The sequence below is a fragment of the Gordonia sp. p3-SID1431 genome (assembly GCF_025143765.1).
In the GTDB taxonomy this organism is placed as follows: Bacteria; Actinomycetota; Actinomycetes; order Mycobacteriales; family Mycobacteriaceae; genus Gordonia; species Gordonia hongkongensis.
Window position 1 is genome coordinate 1 of sequence record NZ_JAMBDT010000072.1, and the last position, 26,355, is coordinate 26,355.

Below are 26,355 nucleotides of genomic sequence, written 5' to 3' on the forward strand. Positions count from 1 at the left end.
GGGGCAGCGCAAGTTCCGTCGAAGTGGCGCCGTTGTGTCGGGCCGGCAGCGTTGCAGGTCTTGCGTGGACTACGAAAGAACACTCTTAAGCGTCCACATCTCTGCTCCCTGAGGTGCGAGCGAAGCGAGCCACGAAGGGCTCCGCAACCTGTCTCACCAGGCCCTTCGTGGCTCGTCGCTATCGCTCCTCACACCTCAGGGAGCAATGGGGTCGCTTCTTTCGGATTAGGGGGCGGTTGGGTGCCCCCGGAAGTCATCGGTGGCGGTCCGGCTCAGGGGATGACGATGCTCCCGCTGCAGCTCGTGGACGGCACGCTCCAGAGCGCGTTCCGGTTGACCGCGCTGAAGGTCACGTTCACCCGCCCCTTGCCGATCTGGTTGACGGGGATCACGAAGTAGTGGACGCCCTGGTAGGGCGGGTTCACGCGGACGTTGCTGACCTTGGAGCCGCGCTTGCCGGTGGCCAGGTTGTGCCAGTCCAGGCGGGCCGAGGACTGGTAGCCGCCGGGGAAGTAGCTGGTGAAGTCGGCGGCGATGTAGGCGTTGCCGGCATACGTGCTCACGATCGTGCGTCGCGCCAGGAACGGGACGTCGACGACGTTCGGGCTCAGGCCCACGCAGGTCGACAGCGGATACTCGCGGGACACCGCGTTCGCGTCGCCGGTGGCCGCGACGCCGAGCCCGGCAGCCGAGGTCAGAGCGATGGCGGCGGCGGCCAACCGGGTGATCGTCTTGGTGCTGGGCATATCTCGACTCCCTTGCTGGTGGCGACGGTGACGTGTCGTGATCACCGGCCAGTTTTCCGCAGGAAGTCCGTTTCGTGGGTATTTCCGGGCGCAGTGTTCATTCGTTCGGTCGACCCGCCCCTCAGCTGAGATGACTCGAGATCCCGTCGGCGGCAGCACGCGTGGCCTCGCCGAGTCGGCGCACTTCGTCCACGTCGAGGGTGGTGTTCGGGCAGACGACGATGGCCGCGACCACCCGACGGGCGGAGTCGAAGACGGGGGCGCCGATGGTGACCACGGGTACCCCCGTGCCGTAGGCCGCGCAGGCGTCGATCTCCTCGGGCAGGTAATCGATGACCGACAGCTCGGTGAGCAGGTCGCCGACCCGCGCGCGCAGGGTGTCCGACATGGTGTCGAGGGAGCTCAGGGCTTCGATCATCGCCACGTGGTCGTCGGTCATGCGCTCGATCGAGTAGCCGCGTTCGGCGACGACGTCGAGCACCATGCCCAGCCGGGTGCGGGTGGACTCGGCGGCCTGGCCGATCCAGTTCGACCGGGCGTCGTCCGGGTCGAAGGCGATGAACTCCCGACAGATCGGCGGGCGGAGCCGGATGCGGCTGCCGTTGCGCAACCAGGGATGCTGCGCGGTCTCCGGTGCCAGGTGGGGCGGAAAGGCGTGCGACGCCAGGGTCACCGCGTCGGCCGAGGTCCGTCGGGCGACGAAACAGGGGACGTCGAACCGTTCGCACAGGTCGCGCGCCGCCGACGCCGCCCACCGTACGAGGTGGTCCGCGCCGTCGGCGTTCCGGACGAGGCCGACGAAGGCTGGTCCGACGCCGAAGGTGCCGGCCGACGGGTCCCGGATCAGCCATCCGCAGTCGACGAGTTCGGAGACTACGGCGTGCGCGGTGGCGCGCGACATCGAGGTCTGACGCACGATCTCGGCCAGCGTCAGCGCCGGTTGTTCGGCGTCGGCGAGGAGTTCGACGATGCGGACGACCCGGGCGGTCGGTGGCGACGCCGCACGTGCCGGTTGACGCGCGTCGGAGAAGTCACCTACGGTTTGTGTCACATTGTCAACACATAGTGTCGAATATTCGACATGTCAAGGGGGTTGCTCCGGTGGCCATCACCATCGACGCCGACGACGGACGTCGTCCCGACGACACCGAGGACCGGCGTCGTCGTCACCACGGTTATGAGCTCTCGCATCTCGCGGCGCTCGAGGCCGAATCGGTGCACATCTTCCGCGAGGTCGCCGCGACCTTCGAACGTCCGGTTCTGCTGTTCTCCGGCGGCAAGGACTCCGTGGTGATGTTCCATCTGGCGCGGAAGGCGTTCTGGCCGGCGCCGATCCCGTTCCCGCTCATGCACGTCGACACCGGGCACAACTTCGACGAGGTGATCGAGTACCGCGATCGCGTGGTCGCCGAGACCGGGGTTCGCCTTCTCGTCAGCTCGGTGCAGGACGACATCGATGCCGGGCGGGTCGTCGAGCAGACCGGCCCGGGTGCCAGCCGCAACCGGCTGCAGACCGCGGCGCTGTTGCGCGGGATCACCGAGAACCGTTTCGACGCCGTGTTCGGCGGGGCCCGGCGCGACGAGGAGAAGGCGCGGGCGAAGGAGCGCGTGTTCAGCTTCCGTGACGAGTTCGGCGCGTGGAATCCGCGCGAGCAGCGACCCGAGCTGTGGCGCCTCTACAACGGGCGTCACGCCAAGGGGGAGCACATCCGGGTGTTCCCGCTGTCGAACTGGACCGAGCTCGACATCTGGCAGTACATCGCCGCCGAGGACATCGATCTGCCGGAGATCTACTACGCGCACCAGCGCGAGGTGATCCCGCGCGACGGCATGCTGCTCGCGAAAACCCGCTTCCTGCAGGAGCTCCCGGGTGAGGAGGTGCGGACCGAGACCGTGCGGTTCCGGACCGTCGGCGACGCCACGTGCACCGGTTGTGTGCTGTCCGGCGCGGACGACGTGATGAAGGTGATCGAGGAGATCGAGGTCACCCGGTTGACCGAGCGGGGAGCCACGCGCGCCGACGACCGGATCTCCGAGTCGGGGATGGAAGACCGCAAGAAGGAAGGCTACTTCTGATGGGCGACCTCAACGCCGTCGGCGGCGCGACGGAGATGCTGCGTCTGGCGACCGCGGGCTCGGTGGACGACGGCAAGTCGACACTCATCGGCCGGCTGCTCTACGACTCGAAGGCGATCTTCACCGACCAGCTCGAATCGATCGAGCGCACCAGCGCCGAGCGCGGTGACGAGTACGCGAACCTCGCCCTGCTGACCGACGGGCTGCGTGCCGAACGCGAGCAGGGCATCACCATCGACGTCGCCTATCGGTACTTCGCCACGCCCAGGCGAAAGTTCATCATCGCCGACACGCCGGGCCACGTGCAGTACACACGCAACATGGTGACCGGTGCCTCGACCGCCGATCTCGCGATGATCCTGATCGACGCGCGCAAGGGCGTGCTCGAGCAGACGCGGCGGCACGCGTTCCTGTCGTCGTTGCTCGGCATCCCGCACCTGACGGTCTGCGTGAACAAGATGGACCTCGTCGACTGGTCGCAGGAGCGTTTCGACGAGATCTGCGCCGACTTCGTCGATTTCGCGACCAAGCTCAACGTCGTCGACCTGACGTTCATCCCGATGTCGGCGCTGCGGGGCGACAACGTCGTCGAACAGTCCGCGGCGATGCCGTGGTACGAGGGGCGTCCGCTGCTGAATCACCTCGAGCACGTCTACATCGCCTCCGACCGCAACCTGATCGACACCCGTCTGCCCGTCCAGTACGTGATCCGGCCGCAGCGCAGCGACGGCGCCGACCACCGCGCCTACGCGGGCACCGTTGCCGGCGGTGTGCTCGCCAAGGGCGACGAGATCGTCGTCCTCCCCAGCGGTTTCAGCACCACCATCACCGAGATCTGGGCGCCCGGTGGCCAGCCGATCGACGAGGCCTTCGCGTCGATGGCCGTGTCCGTCGAACTCGCCGACGAGATCGACATCGTGCGCGGCGACATGCTGGCCCGCCCCAACAACCGGCCGTACGTGGGACGCGACCTGGACGCGATGGTGTGCTGGTTCGCCGACGACGCCGAACTGCGACCGGGCAACCGGTATCAGCTGCTCTGCGGAACCCGGTTGACCCGCGCGCAGGTCAACGGCCTCAACTATCGCCTCGACGTCAACTCGCTGCACCGCGACGAGGACGCGGAGGGATTGTCGCTCAACGAGATCGGACGCGTCACCCTGCACACCCAGGAGCCGGTGACCTTCGACTCGTACCGGCGCAACCGCGACACGGGCAGCTTCATCCTGATCGACGAGGCCACCAACCGGACCGTCGGCGCGGGGATGATCACGGCGCCGGTGAGTCACGACAGTCATGTCGTGTGGCAGGCGACGAAGGTCGGGCGCGAGCACCGTGCGCACCGCGGCGCGACGATCTGGCTGACCGGTCTGTCCGGCTCCGGGAAGTCGTCGCTGGCGGTCGAACTCGAGCGGCGCTTCGTCGCCGAGGGGCGTCCGGCGTACCTGATGGACGGGGACAACCTGCGGCACGGCCTGAACTCGGATCTGGGCTTCTCCGACGACGACCGCCGGGAGAACATCCGCCGGACCAGCGAGGTGGCCGCGCTGTTCGCCGACTCGGGATCGGTGGCGATCGTCTCGCTCATCAGCCCGTTCGCCGAGGAACGGCAGCGGGCCCGGGAGATCCACGCCGAGCGCGGGCTGCCGTTCTACGAGATCTTCGTCGACACCCCGCTCGCCGAATGCGAACGACGCGATCCGAAGGGGCTGTACGACCGTGCGCGGCGGGGGGAGATCAGTCAGTTCACCGGCATCGACTCGCCCTACGAGCGTCCGTCCGACCCGGATCTGCACATCACCCCCGACGACGGCCCGCCGTCCGAGGTCGCCGACCTGGTCCTGCGTAACCTGGGTCTGTGAGCGCAGCCTCGTAGCCGTCCGGCGCGAAGCGCCGCGTCCTGCCACCGGTATGCCGACCGAGAGGAACCCCGTGACCGACGATCGTGCCCTGGCCGGTGAACTGGCCACCGCCGCAGGTGAACTCCTGCTCGATATCCGCCGCTCCAGCGGATTGACGGGCAAAGAGCTCGGTCAGGAGGGCGACCGGCGGTCCGACGAGTTCATCCTTGGGCGTCTCGCACAGGAGCGTCCGGACGATGCCGTGCTGTCGGAGGAATCGGCCGACGACAAGTCGCGACTGTCGGCGTCGCGCGTGTGGATCATTGATCCGGTCGACGGCACGCGTGAGTACGGCACCTACGAACCCGGCGGCGGGCGCAGCGACTGGGCCGTGCACGTCGCGCTGTGGTCGGCCGACGACGGGCTGATCGCCGGTGCGGTCGCCTTGCCGGCCCTCGGGGTGACCTACCTCGACGACGGTTCCGCCGTCGAGCCCGTGGAAGGCCTGGCGTCCCGGCCCCGGACCGGGGTCCCGCGCGTCGTCGTGAGCAGTTCGCGCCCACCGGCCTTCGCCGACGAGGTGGCCGCGGCGATGGCCGGCGAGGTGCTGCCGATGGGTTCCGCCGGTGCCAAGGCGATGGCGGTGGTGCGCGGCGAGGCCGACGCCTATGTCCACGCCGGCGGCCAGTACGAGTGGGATTCGGCCGCGCCGGTCGCCGTCGCGAAGGCGAAGGGTCTGTGGTGCGGGCGGATCGACGGTTCGCCGCTGGTCTACAACAACGAGGACACCTACCTGCCCGACCTCGTCGTCTGCCGGCCGGAATTCACCGAGGCGATCCTCACGGTCACCACCGAGGGTGCCGGCGGCTGACCTCCGAGCGCCTCAGTGCGTGACCACGACCTTGATCGCGACGATCACGGTCGCCACCAGCGTGACCGCGCCGGAGCTGAACAGCGTTGCCCGGCTGGGCCGTTCGTTGTTGAGCCGGTCGATGACGAAGACCGTGCCGCCGATGCGCAGGAGGATCACGATCTCCGCGATCAACTGGGCGGTGCGGGGCTCGAGCCAGCCGATGAGACCGAGCAGCAGGATCGCGCAGGGCAGGAGCGCCGAGGTCAGGATCGGCACCGAGTCGCGGAGATGACCGAGGACCTCTGATCGCGTCGGCTCGACCTTGCCGTCGGACACGCGCCGGGCGACGCCCTCGGCGAAGACGTGCGCGATGAAGGTCGACGCGGCGGTGCCCGCGAGGATCGCGATACCGACGAAGTCGTCCTCGACGTGCAACGGGATGAGCACGGCCAGGATCAGGATGTTGCCGTAGATGTAGGCACTGATGCGCGGCGCGGCGTGCTTGCGTTCGAGTGGGTTGTCCCGACTGAACAGCGGCCCGTGCAGCAGGGACCACGGACTGTTGCTCATAGCTGGTGAAACTATCAGCGCGGGAGGAGTTCGGCGACGACAGCGGCGATGGTGTCGTCGGGCCGCGTCAGGCAGACCGTCGCCGCCACGGTGGCCACCTGCTGGACATTGTCGGTCACGTCCAGATCGGTCAGGACCGCCGCCCGCCGGGCGTCGTCGAGTTCGCGGAACTCCGTGCACGTCATGGTCGACGCGGAGCCGGACCCGGTGTCGGAACCGGACTCGGAGCCGCGCGACGGTGACGCACTGGCCCGGCTGCTGTCCGCGGATGTGGCGGGGCTGCTCGTCTCGGTGGCGCTCGTGGTCGGGACCGCGCTGTCGGATGAAGGCGCGGGCGCGGCATCGTCGGACGAACACGCACCGATCGCCAGCATCATCATCGCGGCCATCGACAGGCCCGCGGCCAGCTCGGCGGGGCGGGATCGGCGGGCGGGAACAGACATCACGGAACTCCTCGGGAAGCGGTCCGGGTGGTGACCCGGTGGTGCGGGATGGGATGGGGCGCGGTCAGCGCATGAGGCCGGAGAGCACGCCTGAGATGGCGGCCCGGACATCCGTGGTCTCGATGCGCATCAGGTCGTCCTGGCTGAGTGAGTCGAAGTCGCCGGCGGTGCTGAGCCGGAACTCGCGCTCCTCCTCGGCCGCCTCGATGATGTTGCGGATGAAGCGGCCGTTGCCGGCGAGATCGGTGGCGCGCCGCGCGGTGCCCTGATGCTCGCGGACGTCGTGGTACAGCGGAGCGCACGCCTGTTCGATCTCGACCATCGCCTCGCGGGTCAAGGACGAATCGCGTTTGCGCGCAATGAAATCGGCGATGCGGGCGAGCTCGTCGGGGGTGTAGGAGTCGAAGCGCACCCGGCGTGCGAAGCGCGACGCCAGTCCGTCGTTGGAGGCGAGGAACCGATCGATCTCGGCGTCGTAGCCGGCGATGATCACGACCAGCCGGTCACGGTCGTCCTCCATCCGGGCCAGCAGGGTGTCGACGGCTTCGCGACCGAACGCGTCGCCGCCGGACAGCCCCTGCTGGATGAGCGTGTACGCCTCGTCGATGAACAGCACGCCGTCCATCGCGGAGTCGATGAGCGCCGCGGTCTTGATGGCGGTGCTGCCGAGGTGTTCACCGACCATGTCGCGGCGGGTGGCCTCGACGACCTTGTCGGACTTGATGAAGCCGAGGCCGCAGTAGATCTTGGCGACGATGCGGGCCACGGTCGTCTTGCCGGTGCCGGGCGGTCCGGTGAAAGCCAGGTGCAGGCTGCGGGCCGACGTCGACAGCCCGCGGTCGGCGCGGACCTTCGCCAGGGTCGCGGTGGACTGCAGTTTGGCCACCTGCTGCTTGACCGACTCGAGCCCGATCTGTTCGGCCAGCTCCCGTTGCGCCTCGGTCACCAGCGAATTCTGTTCGGCGGGGTCCCCGGAGGTCGACACCAGGGACTCGGCGCGATCGGGCACCGACTTCGGGTCCCACCGGTCGGTGCGCTCGGCGATCTGCTCGGGCGTCGTGGGGGGCATCCGGTAGGAGGGCGACCGGATGGCGTCGGCCGCGCCGGTCAGCGACGGGTCACGGGCGTAGGCCTGCTCGAACATCGACTTCGCCTTCTCCTCGTGGCCCTGCTCGCGCAGCGCGAGGCCGTAGACGAAGATCGCCTGCGTCGAACAGGACGGGATCGGGCCGTCGACCGCGTTCTGCAGGCGCCGCATGCCCTCGCCGTACATGCCGAGATGCACGCACGACGTCCCGGCCATGAAGTCGGCGACGGCCTGCATGTACGGGTCGTTCCACCGGTCGGACCTGGTCAGCGAGGTCAGGACGTCGGGCCAGCGCTGGGTGGCGAAGTGCAGGAACGCGCGGACGAAATCCACGATCGGCACGCGGTGCGCCGGGGGTACCTCGTCGAGGACCTCTTCCGCACCGGCGAAGTCCGCGCCACGGACCAGACTGGCCGCGTAGGCCGCGGTCGCCTCGACGGCATTCGACGCCGGGAAGTCGATCAGCATCCCGGTGTACCAGCGCCCCGCGATCGTGCCGGGCGGGAGCCCGAGCCGGCGCTGCTCCGCGCCGATCGACCCGCGGGCACGATAAAGGCCCAGGAGGACCTCGTTGCTGCTGTCGCCGCAGGCCAGCCGGCCGATCCAGGCGTCGCCCAGGGCCGGGTCCCATTCGGTCGCACGGGTGAAGGCCTTGGCGGCCTGCGCGGGATTGTCGACCGGTTCCTGGCCTTCGACCGGGATGTTCAGGGACAGGACGCCGAGTTCGAAGAGTGCCCTCGCCTTGCGGACATCGGCCATCGTTTCCCCCTGTGTCGTCCCATCGGCGCACACCGACCCCGAACCGTTCTCCCCGGGTACCACGACGACACACCCCGGGGGGCGGTCGCCGGAGACAGAGTATCGCTAGACCGGCGTGACATCCGTCGCAGATCTCCCAGGGTGCGCACCCGAGGCGCCCCGGCGGCCGCAACCGCCCGCGCACGCCTAGACTTGTCCGGGTGAGTGCCCAGGTGGATACCGTCTCAGCCGCTGCCCAGACCCCGGACCATCCGCAACCCTTCCGCGAACTCGGTCTCAAGGACGACGAGTACGCGCGCATCCGCGAGATCCTGGGTCGCCGGCCCACCGACGCGGAGCTCGCCATGTACTCGGTCATGTGGTCCGAGCACTGCAGCTACAAGTCGTCGAAGGTGCACCTGCGCTACTTCGGTGAGACCACCACCGACGAGATGCGCGCGAGCATGCTGGCCGGCATCGGCGAGAACGCCGGCGTCGTCGACATCGGCGACGGATGGGCGGTGACCTTCAAGGTCGAATCGCACAACCACCCGAGCTACGTCGAGCCGTACCAGGGCGCCGCCACCGGAGTCGGTGGCATCGTGCGCGACATCATGGCCATGGGCGCACGCCCGATCGCGGTCATGGATCAGCTGCGCTTCGGCCCGGCCGACGCCCCGGACACCCGGCGCGTCGTCGACGGTGTGGTGCGCGGCGTGGGTGGCTACGGCAACTCCCTCGGCCTGCCCAATGTCGGCGGTGAGACCGTCTTCGACGCCAGCTACGCCGGCAACCCGCTCGTCAACGCGCTGTGCGCGGGCGTGCTGCGCACCGAGGACCTGCACCTGGCCTTCGCCTCGGGCGCGGGTAACAAGATCATCCTGTTCGGTGCGCGCACCGGTCTCGACGGCATCGGCGGTGTCTCGGTCCTGGCATCGGAGACCTTCGACGATTCCGAGGGCTCGGGTCCGAATCGCAAGAAGCTGCCCAGCGTCCAGGTCGGCGACCCGTTCACCGAGAAGGTGCTCATCGAGTGCTGCCTCGAGCTCTACCACGCCGGACTCGTCGTGGGCATCCAGGATCTCGGCGGTGCCGGACTGTCCTGTGCCACGAGCGAACTCGCCGCAGCCGGCGACGGCGGCATGCACATCGACCTGGAGAAGGTGCCGATGCGCGCCGAGGGCATGACCCCGGCGGAGGTGCTCTCCAGCGAGTCGCAGGAACGCATGTGTGCCGTCGTGACCCCGGACAACGTCGAGAAATTCCTCGAGGTCTGCCGCAAGTGGGATGTGCTTGCGACCGTCATCGGCGAGGTCACCGACGGCGATCAGCTGGTCATCACCTGGCACGGCGAGACCGTCGTCGACGTGCCGCCGCGCACCGTCGCCCACGACGGTCCGGTCTACGAGCGTCCCGTCGCCCGGCCCGACTGGCAGGACACCGTCATCGCGTCGACGACCGAACCGCTGCAGCGCCCGAGCACATCCGACCAGCTGCGCGAGACGCTGCTGGCCATGCTGGCCTCGCCCGCGCTGTGCAGCCGCAAGTTCATCACCGACCAGTACGACCGCTACGTGCGCGGCAACACCGTCCTGGCCGAGCACGCCGACTCGGGGATGATCCGCATCGACGAGGAGTCCGGGCGCGGCATCGCACTGGCGACCGACGCGTCGGGCCGCTACACCTTCCTCGATCCCTACCGCGGCGCGCAGCTCGCGCTTGCCGAGGCCTACCGCAACGTCGCGGTGTCCGGGGCGACGCCGAAGGCCGTGACCAACTGCCTCAACTTCGGTTCCCCGGAGGACCCGGCGGTGATGTGGCAGTTCCAGCAGGCGGTCCGGGGGCTCGCCGACGGCTGCGCCCAGCTCGGCATCCCGGTCACCGGCGGCAACGTGAGCTTCTACAACCAGACGGGTGCGACGGCCATCCTGCCGACCCCGGTCGTGGGCGTCCTCGGCGTCATCGACGATGTGCACCGCCGCATCCCGACCGGCATCGGCACCGAACCCGGCGAGACACTCATCCTGCTCGGTGAGACCCGCGACGAATTCGACGGCTCGATCTGGGCCCAGGTCAGTCACGACCACCTCGGTGGCGTCCCGCCGCAGGTCGACCTCGAACGCGAACGCCTGCTCGCCGAGATCCTGTCCGCATCGTCCCGCGACGGATTGATCTCCGCGGCACACGATCTCAGCGAGGGCGGCCTCATTCAGACCGTCGTCGAGGCGGCCCTGGCCGGCGAGACCGGGTGCCGCGTCCTGCTGCCCGAGGACGCCGACCCGTTCGTCTGGCTGTTCTCCGAGTCGGCCGGGCGCGTGCTCGTGGCGGTCCCGCGCACCGAGGAATCGCGGTTCACCGCCATGCTCGACGCGCGTTCGATGCCGTGGACACGCATCGGTGTGGTCGACCAGGGCAGCGACGCCGTCGAGGTCCAGGACTACTTCTCGGTGCCCCTCGCCGAACTCCGTGAGGCGCACGAGGGCACCCTCCCGAGGTTGTTCGGCGACACGGTCTAGAGCACGGCCTAGTTGCATCGCGCAACGGTCCGGCCTGCGAGGATTCCGTTGTAAGTCAATGGAATCAATATCGTTTCCAGGCATGTCGCGCCCGGTGATGAACGGTTACGCTCCTGGAGTTCTCTGACCGAGTCGAAAGGGCGCAGATGAGCTACCCCAATGATCCGAACCAGCCGCCGAACTACGGCGCGGGTGGCTACGGACAGCAGCCGTACGGCGGGTTCCCGGGCGGGAATCCGGCCGGCCCGGAACCGGACAACAACCTCGTGTGGGCGATCCTGTCCACGGTGCTCTGCTGTCTGCCGCTCGGGATCGTGTCGATCGTGAAGTCGACCTCCGTCAGCAAGCTGTGGGCCGCAGGCGACTACGCCGGTGCGCAGAAGGCGGCCGACGAGGCGAAGAAGTGGGCGATGTGGAGTGCGATCTCGTCGGTCATCATCTGGGTCCTGATCATCATCGTTTATGTCGTCCTCTTCGTCATCCTCCTCGGCGCCTCCGCGACCACGTCCACGTACTGAGCGTTTCGAGAGGGCCGTCCTCGGACGGGCCTCGGCTCTCTCGAAGCATCGGTACCTCGGTCCGGCGACGGTCGTCGCCGGTACCGGGATGGTCTGTGCGGCCGTGTGGTTCGCCGATCCGACGACACCGGGCGGTGCCCTGCCGGTCTGTCCGACCAAGCTGATCTTCGGGGTGACGTGTCCGGGCTGCGGGTCGCTACGGGCGATCTACTCGCTGCTGCACGGCGATGTCCCGGCGGCGCTGCACTACAACGCCGTCGGGGTGCTCGCAATGGGGTTGCTGCTCTTCGCCTTCGGCGCGTACTGCCTGCGACTGTGGACCGGCCGCCGGGTTCGCAGCTGGCAGCACCTTCGCTACTCCGGGGTCGTCGTGCTGGTGGTCGTGCTGGCCTGGTTCGTCGTCCGCAACATCCCTGTCGAACCGTTCTGGTCACTGCACGTCTGAGCGTCGGCTGCTGCCGCGGATCCAGCGCACCAGCCGCGAACCGGAATCGCGTGCGGGGGCATCGAGGTCGAGCGTCGCCAGGGCCTCGGGATCATCGGTCGTGATCTGGTCGACCCGTAACTCCAGCAGTCGCCTGATGTCCGGGATGACCCGCGGTCCGACCCGCGTCACCGTGTACCCGTCGACGAGCCGACCGCGCTCGTGGAACGCGCCGATCAGGTCGTGGCCGCGGTGGTCGGCCGCCAATATCAGCCGGTTCTCCAGGTACACCATCTCGGCCTCCGGCGATGCCGCCACCGCGCGATCGACGAAGCCGTCGAAGTCCCCGGAGCGGATCGCCGCGTCGGCGGCACCGTGATGGCAAGGGTCGTAACCGATCCGGATGCCCGGTGCGGCCGAGGTCAACGTGTCGACCGCCGCGGCGTCGCCGCACGACAAGATGTAGTGCCGAGCGTGGGATGCGACACTGCGGGCGAACACCGCCACGGCCTGGGGATCGAGCGCGGCGTCGTCCTCCTTGAAGTCGAGCTGGAGGGACGCGGTGGGGGCGATGTCGACGCCGTCGAAGAGTTCGGTCAGGTCCTCGAGCAGGAGGACGTGCTCGTCGACGGGCCGGCCACGGTTGTCCCGCAGGGACAGTTCCCGCAGATACGACGCCGGGAGCGCGGACACCGCGCCGGTGCCGGTGGTGGCGTGGTCGACTGTGCGGTCGTGCAGGACGGCGAAACCGCGCTCGGCGTGGATCACCAGATCGATCTCGACACTCGCGCCGAGCCGCATGCCCTCGACGATCCGGGTCGCGGTGAACGCCGTGTCGTCGGCGCGCCGCCGGCCCCGGTGCCACTTGAGCATCGTCCGATGGCCGTCGTGGTCGATGTGGATCGGGGCGGCGGGGTCCGGGGGCGACGTGGCGGTCACAGCTCCCGACTCTAGCGAGGCGCATCTCGCCGAATCGGCACGGCGAAGTTGGAACGTGTTCTAGTTTGGATCGCATGACATTGCGCGTGGTCGAGTGGTCGACCGGAACCGTCGGACGACATGCCATCGCCGGGATCGACGCCCGGCCCGACCTCGAACTCGTGGGTGTGTGGGTGTCCGACCCCGCCAAGGTCGGCAAGGACGCCGGCGAACTCGCCGGGCTCGACCGTGAGCTGGGTGTCGCGGCGACCGGCGACCGCGACGCGCTGATCGCCCTGAAACCCGACTGCATCGTGCACACCGCGATGACCGACGACCGCGTGCTGGAGTCGATCGAGGACCTCATCCACTTCGTGGAGAACGGGATCAACGTGGTGTCGAGCGGACCGGTGGTCCTGCAGTTCCCCCATGGCATCCTGCCCGACTCGCTGCTGGATCGGATCGCCGCCGCGGGTGCGGCGGGTGGCGCGAGCCTCCACGTCAACGGCATCGACCCGGGTTTCGCGAATGACGCACTGCCGCTGGCGATGACGAGTCTCTCCCAGCGCATCGACGAGATCCGCTGTCAGGAGATCGCCGACTACTCGACCTACTACCAGCCGGTCGTCATGCGAGACCTGTTCGGCTTCGGGCAACCACTGGACGCCACGCCGCTGCTGTTCGCGCCGGGCATCCTGTCGATGGGGTGGGGGAGTGTCGTGCGACAGATCGCCGCGGGCCTCGACCTCGTGCTCGACGAGCCGCTTGTCGAACGCGTCGATCGGGTGGCGGCCGATCGTGACTACTCCACGGTCTCCGTCGAGATCCCCGAGGGCACGATGGCCGCGGTGCGCTTCGAGGTCGTCGGCCAGGTCGACGGCGTGGATCGCGTTGTGCTGGAGCACTACACGCGCACCCATCCCGACCAATGCCCGGACTGGCCTACCCCGCACGAGGGCGACGGTTGCTATCGCATCAGCATCTCCGGAGAACCCGAGATGACCGTCGAGTTCGGGCATCACGGCGAGAACGGCGACCACAACGTCTCCGGCATGATCGTCACCGCGATGCGTCTAGTCAATTCCGTTGCGGCGGTTGTCGATGCGAAACCCGGCCTGGTCACCGCGCTCGACCTCCCGCTCGTGACGGGTCGGGGGCTCTTCGTGCAGAAGTAGCCGCGCTCGACGACGGCGGGCGATGTGATCCGACAGGCGCGAGTCATCGACTGGCGAGTAACTCCATGAGGTGTGCTTCGACGAGGGACGGCCTGGGTGTGCGTGGTCCTGGGCGGGGTGGTCGGACGTCGATGACGTGGCTGGTTTTCAACCATGATCGGCGCGCGTCATGTGGGCGTGGCTCATCGCCGGACGTGGTGCGTCCGTGGATCTCTCGCCGCACCTGTTCTAGGTGGGCCTGCAACCGCTTGGGTATGTCGGGTCGGCGGTTGATGTGTTCGGGGTTGGGTGGCGCGCCGGGTTCGGCGTTGAGTCGCCAGGCGCAGCGGCCTTCGTCGGGTCCGTCGCGGACTACCCGTGTTGTGTATTGGCCGGGCTGGTCGCCGACCATCCGGTTGTGTCGGGGACAGGCCGGTGCGAGGTCGTCGATGTCGGTGAGACCGCCTTTGGCCCAGTCCTTCTGGGCGTGATGCATGTCGACCTGGGTGGCGGGCTGATCGCAACCGGGAGCCGAGCACACCTCCCCGTCAGGGCGGGCGAACGAGACGAGGCGTTGTTCGCGGGTGGCGAGGCGTTTGCCCCGTCCGAAGTGCAGCGGGACGGTGGTGGCGTCTTTGAAGATCGCCAACCACGGCTGGACCTCACCGGCCATCGCGATCAGGTCCCGGATGGGCAGCAGGGTTCCGGTGGCGGTGGTGGCGAGTCCGGCTTCGCGGATGAGGTCGTTGAGGTCGGTCTTGATGATCAGTTGCACGGGCAGGCCTCGGTGCGAGGTGCCGAGTGTCCCGTCGGCGAAGCCCGCGGCCAGGGCGGCGTCGAGCGCATCATGATTCGTCTGGGCGAGAGTGCGACCGTCGCGGTCGACTGCCGCGGCCAGGGCGTCAGGGTCGGCGGCACCGGCCGGTCCGCTGGGCGAGTCGGGGTCGTCGGGGTTGTTGAGTCCGGGTTTGCCCCACACGGCGAACATCATCGACAACCGGGCGTGGAGTTCGGGAGTCAGCGTGCCCGAGATCTTCGCGGTGCCATCGGCGCGTTGCCGACCGATCCACAGGCCGCGGCGCCTCTTGCGTTCCGAATCGTCGGCCAGAGTGCCGTCAGGATCGAGATGAGCTAGCAACCGCGCACCGAGTTGAGTGATGTCAGCCGGGGTGTGGTCGGCGGCGATCTCGGCCATCTGCCGCTCAGCCGCGACCTTCACATCGTGGTCAGTTCCATGAGGGATCTGGTCGAGGACATCGAGGACGGCCTGCACATGCGCAGAGCCGACAGAACCTTGTGCGAAAGCCTCAGCGAGGCACGGATGTTCAGGTGGTAGGACCTCGCCGCCGAGGCTGGTGCGGTGGGCGGTGGCGTCCATCTGCTTGCGACGCCGCATCGGGTTCGAGACTCGTAGCCGGTGTGTCATGAATTGCATGAGGGTTCGGCACCCCGTCTTGCGGGGCAGGTCGCGGGCCTCGACCTGATCGATCTGCCGGTCTCCGGCGACGGTCAGACGCGCGATGGCGCGTTCGGTCTCCGCGGCCACCTCGGCCAGTTCGGCATCGGTACACGGCGACAAATCCACCGACTGCAGTTTGTCCAGGGTGCGATGCAGATCAGCCACCAACTCGACCACCCGGGGAGCCGGCACGGACGCGTCGTCGGTGTGTGTGATGCCGGACATGACGGTGACCTCCCCCCGAGAACCGTTGCAGCGAATGTACGTTCGAGTGTACACGAGTCCGGCGGGTCTAGCCACGAAAACAATTGCCCGGCAATATGAATCAGAGTCATTGCGTTGCGGGAACTTGTCGGTGGGCGCCGGTAGGATCTCGCGGGACGACGACCACGTTGTCTGGGTCGGGCGGCATCATCGCCACGACGGCAGGCCGCGCCTCGAGTTGAGCGCGCAGTTCCTGCCGTCTGTGTGACTACTCGACGCCGCCCGTCGACGCGGGGACCCTGATGCTGCAGTCGCAGCACGAATGTCGTTTCCAGCGGAGTTGCTCGGCCGCGACGATAGCATTCTGGGCGGCGAGTGCTCGACGATCAGCCCTGGCGCGCCTTGAATCTGGGGTTGCCCTTGTTGATCACGTAGATGCGCCCCTTGCGCTTGACCACTTGTGAACCGGGTTGGTTCTTCAACGACCGGATGGATGCACGGACCTTCAACGGAGCCTCCTTAATGGAAATTGTTTCCATTAAAGCAGGTCCGTCGACTAGCGCCGAGGCGGGTGTCAGACCTCCCAGGTGTGCACCGGCTCGCCCTCGTGCATCTGGGTCACGTAGTCGCGCAACATGCCATGCAACGCCTGTGTCCGGCTCTCGCCCGCGCGTTCGCGGGCCGCGACCGCCTGACGTTGCCAGACCGATCCCGTCTGGCGGGAGATGCACCGGCCCTCGATGACCGACAGGTAGCGCTTGCGGGCCTTGTCGGAGACGCCGAACCTCTGCAGTCCGTCCTCGGCGAGCACGAGCAGCCGGCGCAGGACGAGTTCGTCGGGCCGCACCCAGCCGACGTCGGGCCAGTAGAGCTGCGATTCCATGCCGGTTCGGGCGCCGGACTGCAGGTTCTCGGCGGCGGCGTTGAACGACATCCGCGACCACAGCGGCCGATCGGATTCGACGAGGCCCCGGACGACGCCGTAGTAGAACGCGGCGTTGGCCATCGTGTCGACGACCGTGGGACCGGCGGGCAGCACGCGGTTCTCGACGCGCAGGTGGGCCTGTCCCTCGTGGATGTCGTAGACCGGACGGTTCCAGCGGTACACGGTCCCGTTGTGCAGACGCAGTTCGTCGAGGGTGGGGATGCGTCCGTCGTCGAGCTCGGCGAGCGGGTCGGTGTCGGTGCAGACGGGGAGGAGCGCGGGGAAATAGCGCGTGTTCTCCTCGAAGAGGTCGAAGATCGTGTTGATCCACCGCTCTCCGAACCACACTCGCGGCCGGACACCCTGGTTCTTCAGCTCCAGCGGCCGGGTGTCGGTGGCCTGTTCGAAGACCGGGATGCGGCTCTCGTGCCACAACGCGGTCTCGGCGAGGAAGGGCGAGTTCCCGGCCAGGGCGACCTGCACCCCGGCGATGGCCTGTGCCGCATTCCAGTGCGAGGCGAAGTCTTCCGGCGCCACCCGCAGGTGCAGCTGTAGTGAGGTGCAGGCCGCCTCGGGCAGGATCGAATCGGTCGAGGTGCGCAGGTGCTCGGTGTGGTGTCCATCGGTCAGCGGGACGCCGGTGATGTCGATCTCGAGATCCTCGCCGCGGGCGGCGAAGATCTGCTCGTTCAGCAGGTCGTAGCGTGGGTTCGCCGAGATCCAGTGGTGCGCGAAGTGTTCGGACTTCAGCGTCGGCAACATGCCGATCATGACCAGGTGGCTCGACGTCTGTGCGGCCCGCTGCTCGGCCCGGTTGAGGGACGTCCGCAGCGCCTGCTCGAGCGAGATCGTGTCGTCGGTCGTGAACGGTCGCGGCGAGACGTTGATCTCGATGTTGAACTGGCCGAGTTCGGTCTGATAGTCCGGATCGGCGATCGCCTCGAGGACGGCGGCGTTCGCCATCGCGGGCTGCATGTCCTCGTCGACGAGGTTCAGTTCGACCTCCATGCCGAGCAACGGCTTCGGCGGACGGCCCTGGTCGGTGAACAGCCCGTCGGCGAGCATCCGCGCGATCGCTTCCGTGCCGCGACCCACCTGACGCCGGAAACGAACCCGGTCCTCGCCGGTGAACTGCTGTTTGGACACCTCGGCTCCCATGCGGTCAATACTGCCCGATCCGCATCGGCGCGAACCCTCTTGCGAAGATGGCGGAGTGCCACCACGCAGGAGAGTGGACCCCGCCGAGGTCCGGGCCGCGGTGCTGGCCGTCTCGGACTGGCTCGTCGACCCGACCGTGCCGACCCCGGGACGCGCCGCCCTCGCCGACGCCGTCCGTCGATCGGCCCGGACACTCGAGCAGCTCGCCCCCGGGAACTCGGTCGAGGTCCGGGTGCCCCCGTTCGTCGCGGTCCAGTGCATCGAAGGTCCCCGTCACACCCGCGGAACGCCGCCGAACGTCGTCGAGATGGCGCCGCGGACCTGGCTGCTCCTCGTCACCGGTGTCCTCACCTACGACGACGCCCTCGCCGCGGGCCTGGTGGATGCGTCCGGGCATCGCGCGGCACTCATCGCCGACCTGCTGCCGCTCATCCCGATCGGCCCGCCGGGCGACCGGGAGTAGGAGTGTGATGCATCACTCGACCGGGGCGTCGGGAATGACCCGCCGGTCGACACCGCTGGAAGATTCGCATCGGGAGCTGACCGACCCGTAAACTCACGCATGTCTCCCAGCCCACTCGACGGACCGATTCGCAGCCCCAGGGAGCTAGTCGATGCCTGATCATTCGATCGCCCACATGAACCTGCTCGCTGCCACGACGCCGGCGGGCGGATGCTCCGCACGCGGCTCGGGTGCGATCAATCCGGCCCCGCTGGACGAACCCGAGAACGAACCGCGTGAGGAATGCGGTGTCTTCGGTGTCTGGGCGCCCGGCGAGGACGTCGCCAAGCTGAGTTACTACGGCCTCTACGCCCTGCAGCACCGCGGCCAGGAGGCCGCGGGCATCGCCGTCGGCGACGGCAGCCAAGTGGTCGTGTTCAAGGACCTCGGACTCGTCAGCCAGGTCTTCGACGAGCAGACCCTGGGTGCGATGAGCGGGCATGTGGCGATCGGCCACTGCCGGTACTCCACCACCGGCTCGACGACCTGGGAGAACTCGCAGCCGATCTTCCGCACCACCGACGCCGGGACCGGCGTGGCCCTGGGCCACAACGGCAACCTGGTCAACACCGCGGACCTCGCGGCGCGTGCGCGCGAGCAGGGGATCAAGAGTTCGGCAGCGACGTCGGACTCCGATGTCGTCGGTGCGCTCCTCGCGCACGGCGCCGCGGACAGCTCGATCGAGCAGGCCGCGATGGAACTGCTGCCCACCCTCAAGGGCGCGTTCTGCCTGACCTTCATGGACGAGCACACGCTCTACGCCGCGCGCGATCCGCACGGGGTGCGCCCGCTGTCACTCGGCCGCCTCGACCGCGGCTGGGTCGTCGCCTCGGAGACCGCCGCCCTCGACATCGTGGGTGCGTCGTTCGTCCGCGACATCGAGCCGGGCGAGCTGCTGGCCATCGACGCCGACGGCGTCCGCAGCACGCGCTTCGCCGAGCCGACCCCCAGCGGCTGCGTCTTCGAATACGTCTATCTCGCCCGTCCCGACTCTGTCATCCACGGTCGTTCGGTGCACTCGACCCGCGTCGAGATCGGTCGCCGACTCGCCAAGGAACACCCCGCCGACGGTGACCTGGTCATCCCGGTACCGGAGTCGGGCGTGCCGGCGGCCGTCGGATTCGCCCAGGAATCCGGGATTCCGTACGGCCAGGGACTGATGAAGAACGCCTACGTCGGCCGTACCTTCATCCAGCCGTCGCAGACGATCCGCCAGCTCGGTATCCGCTTGAAGCTCAATCCGTTGCGCGAGGTGATCCGCGGCAAACGGCTCGTCGTCGTCGACGACTCGATCGTGCGCGGCAACACCCAGCGCGCGCTCATCCGGATGCTGCGTGAGGCCGGCGCCGCCGAGGTGCACGTCCGCATCGCGTCGAGCCCGGTTCGATGGCCGTGTTTCTACGGGATCGACTTCGCGTCACCGGCGGAACTGATCGCCAATGGCATGGAGTCCGAGGCCGGCATGGTCGAGGGTGTTCGCCAGGCCATCGGCGCCGATTCGCTGGGTTACATCAGCATCGACGAGATGATCAACTCGACCGGGCAGGCCGCGTCGAGCCTGTGCGCTGCGTGCTTCGACGGCAAGTACCCGATCGAGCTGCCCAAGGAGACCTCGATGGGCAAGGCGGTCCTCGAACAGATGCTGGCGAGCGCGGCCGGCGACCGCTCGGTGGACCCGCTGACCCAGCCGAACGACAACGTCAGCGCGGTCATGCGGCCCTGATTTCGTGCCGTAGGCCCTCCGGTACCGTATGACCCGTCGGCGAACACGCCGGAAACAACGTTCGACCGAGATTTTCTGGAACGGGAGTGCTGCGGTGATGACGGAGCGGGATGCTGCTGCCGACGAGACGGCCGGGAGCTCGACACCGGCGTCGTATGCGGCGGCCGGGGTCGACATCGACGCCGGTGAGCGGGCTGTGGAACTCATCGCGCCCCATGCCAAGCGTGCGTCTCGCCCGGAGGTTCTCGGCGGGATCGGCGGTTTCTCCGGTCTGTTCGCACTCAAGGGCAACTACCGGGAGCCGGTGCTCGCGGCCGCCAGTGATGGTGTGGGCACCAAACTGGCCGTGGCGCAGGCCATCGACAAGCACGACACCGTCGGCCGCGATCTCGTCGCGATGTGTGTCGACGACCTGGTCGTCTGCGGCGCCGAGCCGCTGTTCCTGCAGGACTACATCGCGGTCGGCAAGGTGGTCCCCGACACGGTGGCCCAGATCGTCGCCGGCATCGCCGACGGTTGCGTCGAAGCCGGTTGCGCCCTGCTCGGCGGCGAGACCGCCGAACACCCCGGCCTGATGCAGGACAACCACTACGACATGTCCGCCACCGCGGTCGGTGTCGTCGAAGCCGACAACGTGCTCACCCCGGACCGCGTCCGCGCCGGCGACGTCGTCATCGGCATGGGGTCGTCGGGATTGCACTCCAACGGGTATTCGCTCGCCCGCAAGGTGCTGCTCGAGTGGGGTCACATGGACCTGTTCGGTCATGTCGAGGAGTTCGGTCGCACCCTGGGGGAGGAGCTGCTCGAGCCGACCCGGATCTATGCCCGCGACTGCCTGGCCCTGATCGCCGAGGCCGACGTGCGTACATTCGCGCACATCACCGGCGGCGGCCTCGCCGAGAACCTTGCGCGTGTGATCCCGAACGGGCTGGTGGCCGAGCTCGAGCGAAACACGTGGACGCCGGCCCCGATCTTCGCGCTCATCGGTCAGCGCGGCCGGGTCGAACAGCTCGAGATGGAACGCACCTTCAACATGGGCGTCGGCATGGTGGCGGTCGTCGCGCCGGAGGACACCGACCGCGCGCAGGCCGTGCTGACGGCACGGCACGTCGACAACTGGGTCCTCGGCACCGTCAAGCGCGCGAGTGACCGCTCGGACAACGACTCTCGCGTCACCCTGCTCGGGGAGCACCCGCGCTTCTAGCGCGATCGGTGAATCCGCAACTCTCGCAGAGACATTGGAGCGGGGGAGCAGCCGGACACACAACACCGACGCCCGCCGGAGGGGATTCCCTCGGCGGGCGTCGGTGTGTGTTCATGACGGGATCACCCCGGAACGGTCGCATGAGCACGCACCACCCATCAGAAACGGGTGGTGCGTACGAAGTCATGGTCCCGCGTCGCCGCGGGTCCGCTCATGCGGAGAAAATGTGGGGTGATCCCGGGCGTCGAGAGATCAACACCCGAAGAGTGTGCGCGTCAAGCGCGTCGCCACTCCTCTTCGTCCACCCAGTCGTCCACCGGATCCGGTCGTTCTACAACCGGATCGCCCTGTCCGGAGAGCTCACGCTGCAAGCTTTCCAGGTCGGTGTTCGGAGTGGAGTACTTCAGCTGACGTGCAACCTTCGTCTGCTTTGCCTTTGCCCGGCCGCGGCCCATATGGGACCCCCTCGCACAATGACGGGGCGGCCAAACAATTGGCGGCCCCGTTCTCTTGAAGTAATTCTGTCGTGGGGACCAGTCTAGCGCGCCTCTAGGATTTGTGTTGTCCACCCTGTGTTGCCGCGCCGACGCGTCTTTGCGACTTGTTCACCATCTTGGTCGCCTCGCGGCGGACCTTGGCGGGTAGATCGTCCTGCGCGAGCAACGACCGGATCGCCTCGACGTCACCGCCGGCGAGCAGATCACGTGATCGCACACCGTGACCGGGGCGGTAAACGACGGTGATCCGATCGCCCTGCGCCACCGTGCCGTTGCGGACAACGCGCAGGTAGGTGCCGAAATCTGCCTGCGCCAGGAACCGCTTCATCCAGCGTGGCTCACCCGCCCACACCGCGAAGGTCTTGCAGGGGACGCGAGGGATGGTCACCTCGAGGACCAGCCCGTCGGTGCCGACTTCCCATCGCTCCCCGACGACCGCATCGGTGACCGCCATCCCGTCGATGCGCAGGTTCTCCCCGAACCATCCGTAAGGAAGCTCACGTCCGAGCTCGTCGGCCCATCGGCGCGCCTCGGGATCGGCGTAGGCGTACACCGCCTGATCGACGCCGCCGTGGTGTCGCTTGTTACCCACGTGGTCGTCGACGAGACCGAGTTCGTCGACGTCGAGGCGCCCTCTGCGGGGCCGCTTGTCGATGGCGGAGGGGCCGATGCCCTCTAGGATCACGTCGTCGCCGGCCGCGCACACGGCCAGCACCACACCCGTGCTCAACCGTTGCGTCCCGGCGCCGCCGAACCGCTGCGGAGTCGTTCCACGGCCGCGCGTCCCGCCTGGACCCGATCGTCGTCGCGAATCGAATCCGGATCGATCCGCGCGCTGACGGCGGACTCGGCCCCGACCGACAACTCCACGTCGGCGCCGACGTTGCGCTTGACGAGTGCCAGCGCGATGGGACCCCACTCATGGTGGTCGACGACCGTGCCCACCCGGCCGACGGTTCGTCCGCCGACGGTGACCGGGTCGCCGGGGACGGGTCGCTCGTCGACGCTCCCGTCCAGATGCAGCAGGACCAGCCGTCGAGGCGACTTGCCGAGGTTGTGTACGCGGGCGACGGTCTCCTGGCCGCGGTAGCAACCCTTGTCCAGGTGGACCGCGCCGAACTCGTCCGGACCGCCGATCCAGTCGACCTCGTGCGGGATCGTGCGTTCGTCGGTGTCGGCGCCGAGCCGGGGTCGGCGGGCGGCCACGCGCAGGGCTTCGAAAGCCCAGCTGCCGGCCATTCGCGCGCCGGCCTCGGACAGCGTGTCCCACCAGCGGGTCAGCACGTACTCGGGCACCACGAGGTCGACGACCGGCAGGTCCCGGTCCTCGCCGAGCGGGGGCATGCGCCGCCAGAAGCCGAGCGGTTCGTCCTCGTGGTGCGACTCGGGCAACCCGCCCGCCTGGTACACGACGGCGTCCGCGCCGATCTCCAGGAGATCAGCGACCGGACCGTCGAGGGCCCCGGGCCCGATCAGCGTCAGGACCTTCATGTCCGCACGCGCGGCGGGTTCGGCCTTGGCCCAGAACACCATCTTGGTCAGGAAGTCGAGCAGCGGTCCGCCGCGGGAACCCTCGGTGTCGATCCACGCCACGCCGTCGATGTCGGTGAGGACGAAATGCTCTTCGACACGACCGTTGAGGTCGAGAGAGAGGTCTTCGGCGCTCGACCGGTCGGCGAGGGTGGCGATGTGCTGGCTGCTGATGGTGTGCAGCCAGGTCAGGCGTTCGGCGCCGGCGATCTCGAGAACGGCGCGGTCGGACCTGTCGGCGATGATCACGCCACGTTGTGCGGCTCGTTGTTCGCCGAGGGGGTCGCCGTAGTGCCACGCGGTGTCGGCGGAGAAGAGGTCGCCGGGGCCGGGCACCGCCCCGCCCTCGGAATGCCTGGTCAGGATGGGTGAGCGGCTCACGCGTCGATTCTACGGGTCGATTCGGCGCGGGGCTGCGACGCATGACAACCTTCTATCCATGGCGGATTCGATCCTTGTCTCCCTCGACGGCACCCGACACGATGCCGACGCTCCCTTCCTCCACGCCGACGACCTGGCCGCGGTGCGCGGTGACGGCATCTTCGAGACGCTTCTCGTGCGCGGCGGCCGGGCGCGATGCGTCCGACTGCATCTCGAGCGACTGGCCCGGAGTGCGGCCGCGATGGAACTCGACAAGCCCGATCTCGACGAGTGGCGGGCGGTGATCGAGACCGCGACGCAGGCGTGGACGGAGAAGCACGGGTCGTCGGGTGAGGCACTGCTGCGGCTCGTCTACTCCCGCGGACGCGAGCACGGTTCGGCGCCGACCGCGTACGTCACCGTCGACGCGGTGCCCGACCGGGTGTCGGCGGCGCGTGCGGACGGTGTCCGGGTGGTCACCCTCGCTCGCGGCTTCTCGATCGACCTCGCCGCCACGGCGCCCTGGCAGCTCCTCGGCGCGAAGACCCTCAGCTACGCCACGAACATGGCGGCCCTGCGCCACGCGTCGGCCGAGGGCTTCGACGACGTGATCTTCGTCAGCAGCGAGGGCGCCGTCCTCGAAGGGCCCCGAGCCACGGTCGTCGCCGTGTACTCCGACACCCTGGTCACACCGCCGACCGAGATCGGGATTCTCGAGTCGACCACCGTGCGTGCGGTTTTCGATGTCGCGGAACAGGAGGGTTGGACGACCAAGACCGACGTCCTACGGCCCGAGGATCTGGTGGCGGCCGACTCGGTCTGGCTGGTGAGCAGCGTGACCCTCGCGGCGCGGGTCACCCATCTCAACCGGTACGTGATGCCGCTCGCCGCGGACGCCGCGAAGTTCACCGATCTGGTCGACCGGGCCATCTCGGTGGACGACAATTGATCCCGGTCACCCCCACCTGATCTCGTCCGCCTGGGGCACACACCCGCGTGGGTGAGAGGGAAGACACCGCTTCGAACTGGTCGGCGGGACCTTTGGCGCTTGTAAGGGCCCGGTGACCAGGCGTAACGTCGCGCCTACGACCTACTACTACCGCTAGTAGTAGGTACCCGGCAGGTTTCGACCTTGCCCCCGCAGCCCGGGGGCCGGCAACTCGATTCGAGGCGATATGGACGCTCTGGACGTCTCCAGATGGCAATTCGGGATCACGACCGTCTACCACTTCATCCTGGTGCCGTTGACGATCGGCCTCGCGCCGATGATCGCGGTGATGCAGACGGTGTGGCATGTCACCGGCAACGAGCAGTGGCTGCGCGCCACGAAGTTCTTCGGCAAGCTCTTCCTGATCAACTTCGCGCTCGGTGTCGCGACCGGCATCGTCCAGGAGTTCCAGTTCGGCATGAACTGGAGCGAGTACAGCCGGTTCGTCGCCGATGTCTTCGGCGCGCCACTGGCCCTGGAGGGTCTCGTCGCCTTCTTCCTCGAATCGACGTTCATCGGGCTCTGGATCTTCGGCTGGGACCGCCTGCCGCGCCGCGTGCACCTGGCCTGTATCTGGTTGGCCGCCATCGGTGTGAACGCGTCGGCGTATTTCATCATCGCCGCGAACTCGTGGATGCAGCACCCCGTCGGCGTCACATGGGATGACGAACGCGGCCGGCCTGCCATGAACGACTTCGTCGCGGTGCTCACCAACAACACGACCCTGGCGGCCTTCCCGCACGTCATCGCCGGCGCCTTCCTCACCGCCGGTACCTTCGTCGCGGCCATCGGCATCTGGTGGATGGCGCGGAACTCATGGCGGGCCAAGAAGATCCGCGAGGCCGCGGACACCGGTGACCTGTCCGAGATCCCGGACAGCACCTCGCCGAGCCACGTCGACGCCACACCCGAGGACCTCGAGAAGGACGCCCGCGACCTCTGGCGGCCGGTCACCAGACTCGCGTTGTGGATCACCATCGTCTCCGGTGTCGCGCTGTTCATCACCGGGGACCTCCAGGCGCAGATCATGTTCAAACAGCAGCCGATGAAGATGGCGTCCGCCGAGTCGCTGTGCGAGACCGAGACGGGTCCGGGTTTCTCGGTTCTGTCGATCGGCCGCCAGAACAACTGCGAGAACATCGAACACGTCATCGAGATCCCGAAGATGCTGTCGTTCCTCGCGAATCACGACTTCGATTCGACTCTGCAGGGCGTCGAGGAACTACAGGAGCAGTACACCCGGGCCTTCGCCGGACAGCCGAACGTGCCGGCGAACCAGAACTTCGCACCCAACCTCTTCGTGACCTACTGGGGCTTCCGGGCGATGATCACCTGGGCGCTCGGCTCGGTGGTCGTGGCCTTGGGCGGACTGTGGTTCACGCGCCGTAAGCGGGTGGTCGAATCCAGACGCTTCGGCTTCATCGCCCTGTTGATGATCCCGACGCCGTTCCTGGCCAACAGTTCCGGCTGGATCTTCACCGAGATGGGACGCCAGCCGTGGGTCGTGGCGCCCAACTGGGAGGACGACCTCGACCCGCTCCGGATCAGCATGCTGGTGCAGAACGGTGTGTCCAACCATTCGGCAAGCACCGTGCTCGTCACGCTGATCGGTTTCACGCTGCTCTACGGTGCCCTCGGCATCGTGTGGTTCATGCTGCAGCGGCGCTATGTCATCGAGGGCCCGGCCGCACACGATGCGCGACCGCCGGGCCACACCGACGACGACGAGTCCGATTCCGATGAACCCAAACAGCTCTCGTTCGCGTACTAGAGGAGCGTGCTCATGAGTCTCGAAGAAATCTGGTTCCTGGTCATCGCGTTCCTGTTCGTCGGGTATTTCGTACTGGAGGGCTTCGATTTCGGTGTCGGCATGCTGATGCCGATCCTCGGTTCGAGTCACACCGGCGGCGACGACAAGGTC

25 protein-coding genes are annotated in these 26,355 nt (G+C 68.0%); 13 read left to right on the top strand and 12 right to left on the bottom strand.

The window, feature by feature from the left end:
• Positions 1-272 precede the first annotated feature (272 nt).
• Positions 273-746 carry a hypothetical protein gene (locus M4D77_RS16810; RefSeq protein WP_058252577.1) on the bottom strand — a complete coding sequence of 158 codons (474 nt, stop codon included), beginning with the start codon at positions 744-746 and terminating at the stop codon, positions 273-275.
• A 121-nt stretch (positions 747-867) separates the two neighbouring features.
• The gene (locus M4D77_RS16815) at positions 868-1,797 is read right to left on the bottom strand and encodes an IclR family transcriptional regulator (RefSeq protein ID WP_259936760.1); all 930 of its coding nucleotides are present in this window, start codon (positions 1,795-1,797) and stop codon (positions 868-870) included.
• A 62-nt stretch (positions 1,798-1,859) separates the two neighbouring features.
• Here M4D77_RS16815 and cysD point away from each other — a divergent pair, with 62 nt between their 5' ends.
• The 3 genes from cysD to M4D77_RS16830 all read left to right on the top strand — a co-directional run bounded on the left by cysD (position 1,860) and on the right by M4D77_RS16830 (position 5,534).
• The gene (gene cysD / locus M4D77_RS16820; protein WP_171011707.1) at positions 1,860-2,822 is read left to right on the top strand and encodes a sulfate adenylyltransferase subunit CysD; all 963 of its coding nucleotides are present in this window, start codon (positions 1,860-1,862) and stop codon (positions 2,820-2,822) included.
• Complete coding sequence (gene cysC, locus M4D77_RS16825) at positions 2,822-4,684, top strand: adenylyl-sulfate kinase (RefSeq protein ID WP_259936761.1); 1,863 nt, start codon at positions 2,822-2,824, stop codon at positions 4,682-4,684. Before cysD ends, cysC begins: the two co-directional genes overlap by 1 nt.
• Before the next feature lie 70 nt (positions 4,685-4,754).
• Positions 4,755-5,534: a 3'(2'),5'-bisphosphate nucleotidase CysQ gene (locus M4D77_RS16830; RefSeq protein ID WP_311199328.1), complete on the top strand. Its 780-nt coding sequence runs from the start codon at positions 4,755-4,757 to the stop codon at positions 5,532-5,534.
• Positions 5,535-5,546: 12 nt separating this feature from the next.
• On the opposite strand, the gene M4D77_RS16835 is transcribed toward M4D77_RS16830, so the two are convergent.
• From M4D77_RS16835 to eccA, 3 genes are all read right to left on the bottom strand, one after another.
• Entirely contained in the window at positions 5,547-6,086 is a 540-nt protein-coding gene (locus M4D77_RS16835; RefSeq protein WP_259936763.1) for a hypothetical protein, read from the bottom strand.
• Positions 6,087-6,100: 14 nt separating this feature from the next.
• Positions 6,101-6,529, bottom strand: a complete 429-nt coding sequence (locus M4D77_RS16840) for a hypothetical protein (RefSeq protein ID WP_078111636.1) — start codon at positions 6,527-6,529, stop codon at positions 6,101-6,103.
• Between the two features lie 64 nt (positions 6,530-6,593).
• Positions 6,594-8,375, bottom strand: coding sequence for a type VII secretion AAA-ATPase EccA (eccA, locus tag M4D77_RS16845; RefSeq protein ID WP_078111635.1), 1,782 nt, complete (start codon positions 8,373-8,375; stop codon positions 6,594-6,596).
• A gap of 200 nt (positions 8,376-8,575) precedes the next feature.
• On the opposite strand from eccA, the gene purL reads away from it, so the two are divergent.
• The 3 genes from purL (at position 8,576) to M4D77_RS16860 (ending at position 11,833) form a co-directional block, all read left to right on the top strand.
• Positions 8,576-10,870 carry a phosphoribosylformylglycinamidine synthase subunit PurL gene (gene purL / locus M4D77_RS16850; protein ID WP_176455858.1) on the top strand — a complete coding sequence of 765 codons (2,295 nt, stop codon included), beginning with the start codon at positions 8,576-8,578 and terminating at the stop codon, positions 10,868-10,870.
• Between the two features lie 146 nt (positions 10,871-11,016).
• The gene (locus tag M4D77_RS16855; protein ID WP_247451375.1) at positions 11,017-11,388 is read left to right on the top strand and encodes a CD225/dispanin family protein; all 372 of its coding nucleotides are present in this window, start codon (positions 11,017-11,019) and stop codon (positions 11,386-11,388) included.
• 88 nt (positions 11,389-11,476) lie between these two features.
• Positions 11,477-11,833, top strand: coding sequence for a DUF2752 domain-containing protein (locus M4D77_RS16860; RefSeq protein WP_247451377.1), 357 nt, complete (start codon positions 11,477-11,479; stop codon positions 11,831-11,833).
• On the opposite strand, the gene M4D77_RS16865 is transcribed toward M4D77_RS16860, so the two are convergent.
• Positions 11,819-12,685, bottom strand: a complete 867-nt coding sequence (locus tag M4D77_RS16865; RefSeq protein WP_259936768.1) for a glycerophosphodiester phosphodiesterase family protein — start codon at positions 12,683-12,685, stop codon at positions 11,819-11,821. The two genes, M4D77_RS16860 and M4D77_RS16865, sit on opposite strands and share 15 nt — an antisense overlap.
• 140 nt (positions 12,686-12,825) lie before the next feature.
• Between M4D77_RS16865 and M4D77_RS16870 the strand changes: the two genes are divergently transcribed.
• Entirely contained in the window at positions 12,826-13,905 is a 1,080-nt protein-coding gene (locus M4D77_RS16870) for a diacylglycerol kinase (RefSeq protein ID WP_068972219.1), read from the top strand.
• Between the two features lie 43 nt (positions 13,906-13,948).
• On the opposite strand, the gene M4D77_RS16875 is transcribed toward M4D77_RS16870, so the two are convergent.
• The 3 genes from M4D77_RS16875 to M4D77_RS16885 form a co-directional block, all read right to left on the bottom strand.
• Positions 13,949-15,568, bottom strand: a complete 1,620-nt coding sequence (locus M4D77_RS16875) for an HNH endonuclease signature motif containing protein (protein WP_259936764.1) — start codon at positions 15,566-15,568, stop codon at positions 13,949-13,951.
• Between the two features lie 365 nt (positions 15,569-15,933).
• Positions 15,934-16,056, bottom strand: a complete 123-nt coding sequence (gene ykgO / locus M4D77_RS16880; protein ID WP_033205406.1) for a type B 50S ribosomal protein L36 — start codon at positions 16,054-16,056, stop codon at positions 15,934-15,936.
• A 65-nt stretch (positions 16,057-16,121) separates the two neighbouring features.
• Positions 16,122-17,630: a glutamate--cysteine ligase gene (locus tag M4D77_RS16885; protein ID WP_068972217.1), complete on the bottom strand. Its 1,509-nt coding sequence runs from the start codon at positions 17,628-17,630 to the stop codon at positions 16,122-16,124.
• Between the two features lie 55 nt (positions 17,631-17,685).
• On the opposite strand from M4D77_RS16885, the gene M4D77_RS16890 reads away from it, so the two are divergent.
• The 3 genes from M4D77_RS16890 to purM all read left to right on the top strand — a co-directional run bounded on the left by M4D77_RS16890 (position 17,686) and on the right by purM (position 21,059).
• On the top strand, positions 17,686-18,093 hold the full coding sequence (locus M4D77_RS16890) for a sterol carrier family protein (RefSeq protein ID WP_065629156.1): 408 nt from the start codon (positions 17,686-17,688) through the stop codon (positions 18,091-18,093).
• Positions 18,094-18,244: 151 nt separating this feature from the next.
• Positions 18,245-19,855: an amidophosphoribosyltransferase gene (purF, locus tag M4D77_RS16895; protein WP_259936765.1), complete on the top strand. Its 1,611-nt coding sequence runs from the start codon at positions 18,245-18,247 to the stop codon at positions 19,853-19,855.
• A gap of 97 nt (positions 19,856-19,952) precedes the next feature.
• Positions 19,953-21,059 (top strand): phosphoribosylformylglycinamidine cyclo-ligase, encoded by a 1,107-nt coding sequence (gene purM / locus M4D77_RS16900; protein ID WP_259936766.1) that lies wholly within the window; start codon positions 19,953-19,955, stop codon positions 21,057-21,059.
• Between the two features lie 275 nt (positions 21,060-21,334).
• On the opposite strand, the gene M4D77_RS16905 is transcribed toward purM, so the two are convergent.
• From M4D77_RS16905 to M4D77_RS16915, 3 genes are all read right to left on the bottom strand, one after another.
• Entirely contained in the window at positions 21,335-21,514 is a 180-nt protein-coding gene (locus M4D77_RS16905) for a DUF3073 domain-containing protein (RefSeq protein ID WP_010842099.1), read from the bottom strand.
• A gap of 94 nt (positions 21,515-21,608) precedes the next feature.
• On the bottom strand, positions 21,609-22,286 hold the full coding sequence (locus M4D77_RS16910) for an MOSC domain-containing protein (protein WP_226512547.1): 678 nt from the start codon (positions 22,284-22,286) through the stop codon (positions 21,609-21,611).
• Complete coding sequence (locus M4D77_RS16915) at positions 22,283-23,467, bottom strand: folate-binding protein YgfZ (RefSeq protein WP_259936767.1); 1,185 nt, start codon at positions 23,465-23,467, stop codon at positions 22,283-22,285. Before M4D77_RS16915 ends, M4D77_RS16910 begins: the two co-directional genes overlap by 4 nt.
• Positions 23,468-23,525: 58 nt before the next feature.
• On the opposite strand from M4D77_RS16915, the gene M4D77_RS16920 reads away from it, so the two are divergent.
• From M4D77_RS16920 to M4D77_RS16930, 3 genes are all read left to right on the top strand, one after another.
• Positions 23,526-24,395: an aminodeoxychorismate lyase gene (locus M4D77_RS16920; protein WP_065629161.1), complete on the top strand. Its 870-nt coding sequence runs from the start codon at positions 23,526-23,528 to the stop codon at positions 24,393-24,395.
• Between the two features lie 226 nt (positions 24,396-24,621).
• Positions 24,622-26,205 (top strand): cytochrome ubiquinol oxidase subunit I, encoded by a 1,584-nt coding sequence (locus M4D77_RS16925; protein WP_065629162.1) that lies wholly within the window; start codon positions 24,622-24,624, stop codon positions 26,203-26,205.
• A 12-nt stretch (positions 26,206-26,217) separates the two neighbouring features.
• Positions 26,218-26,355: cytochrome d ubiquinol oxidase subunit II (locus M4D77_RS16930; RefSeq protein WP_259936769.1), on the top strand; the 138-nt coding region annotated here is incomplete at its 3' end.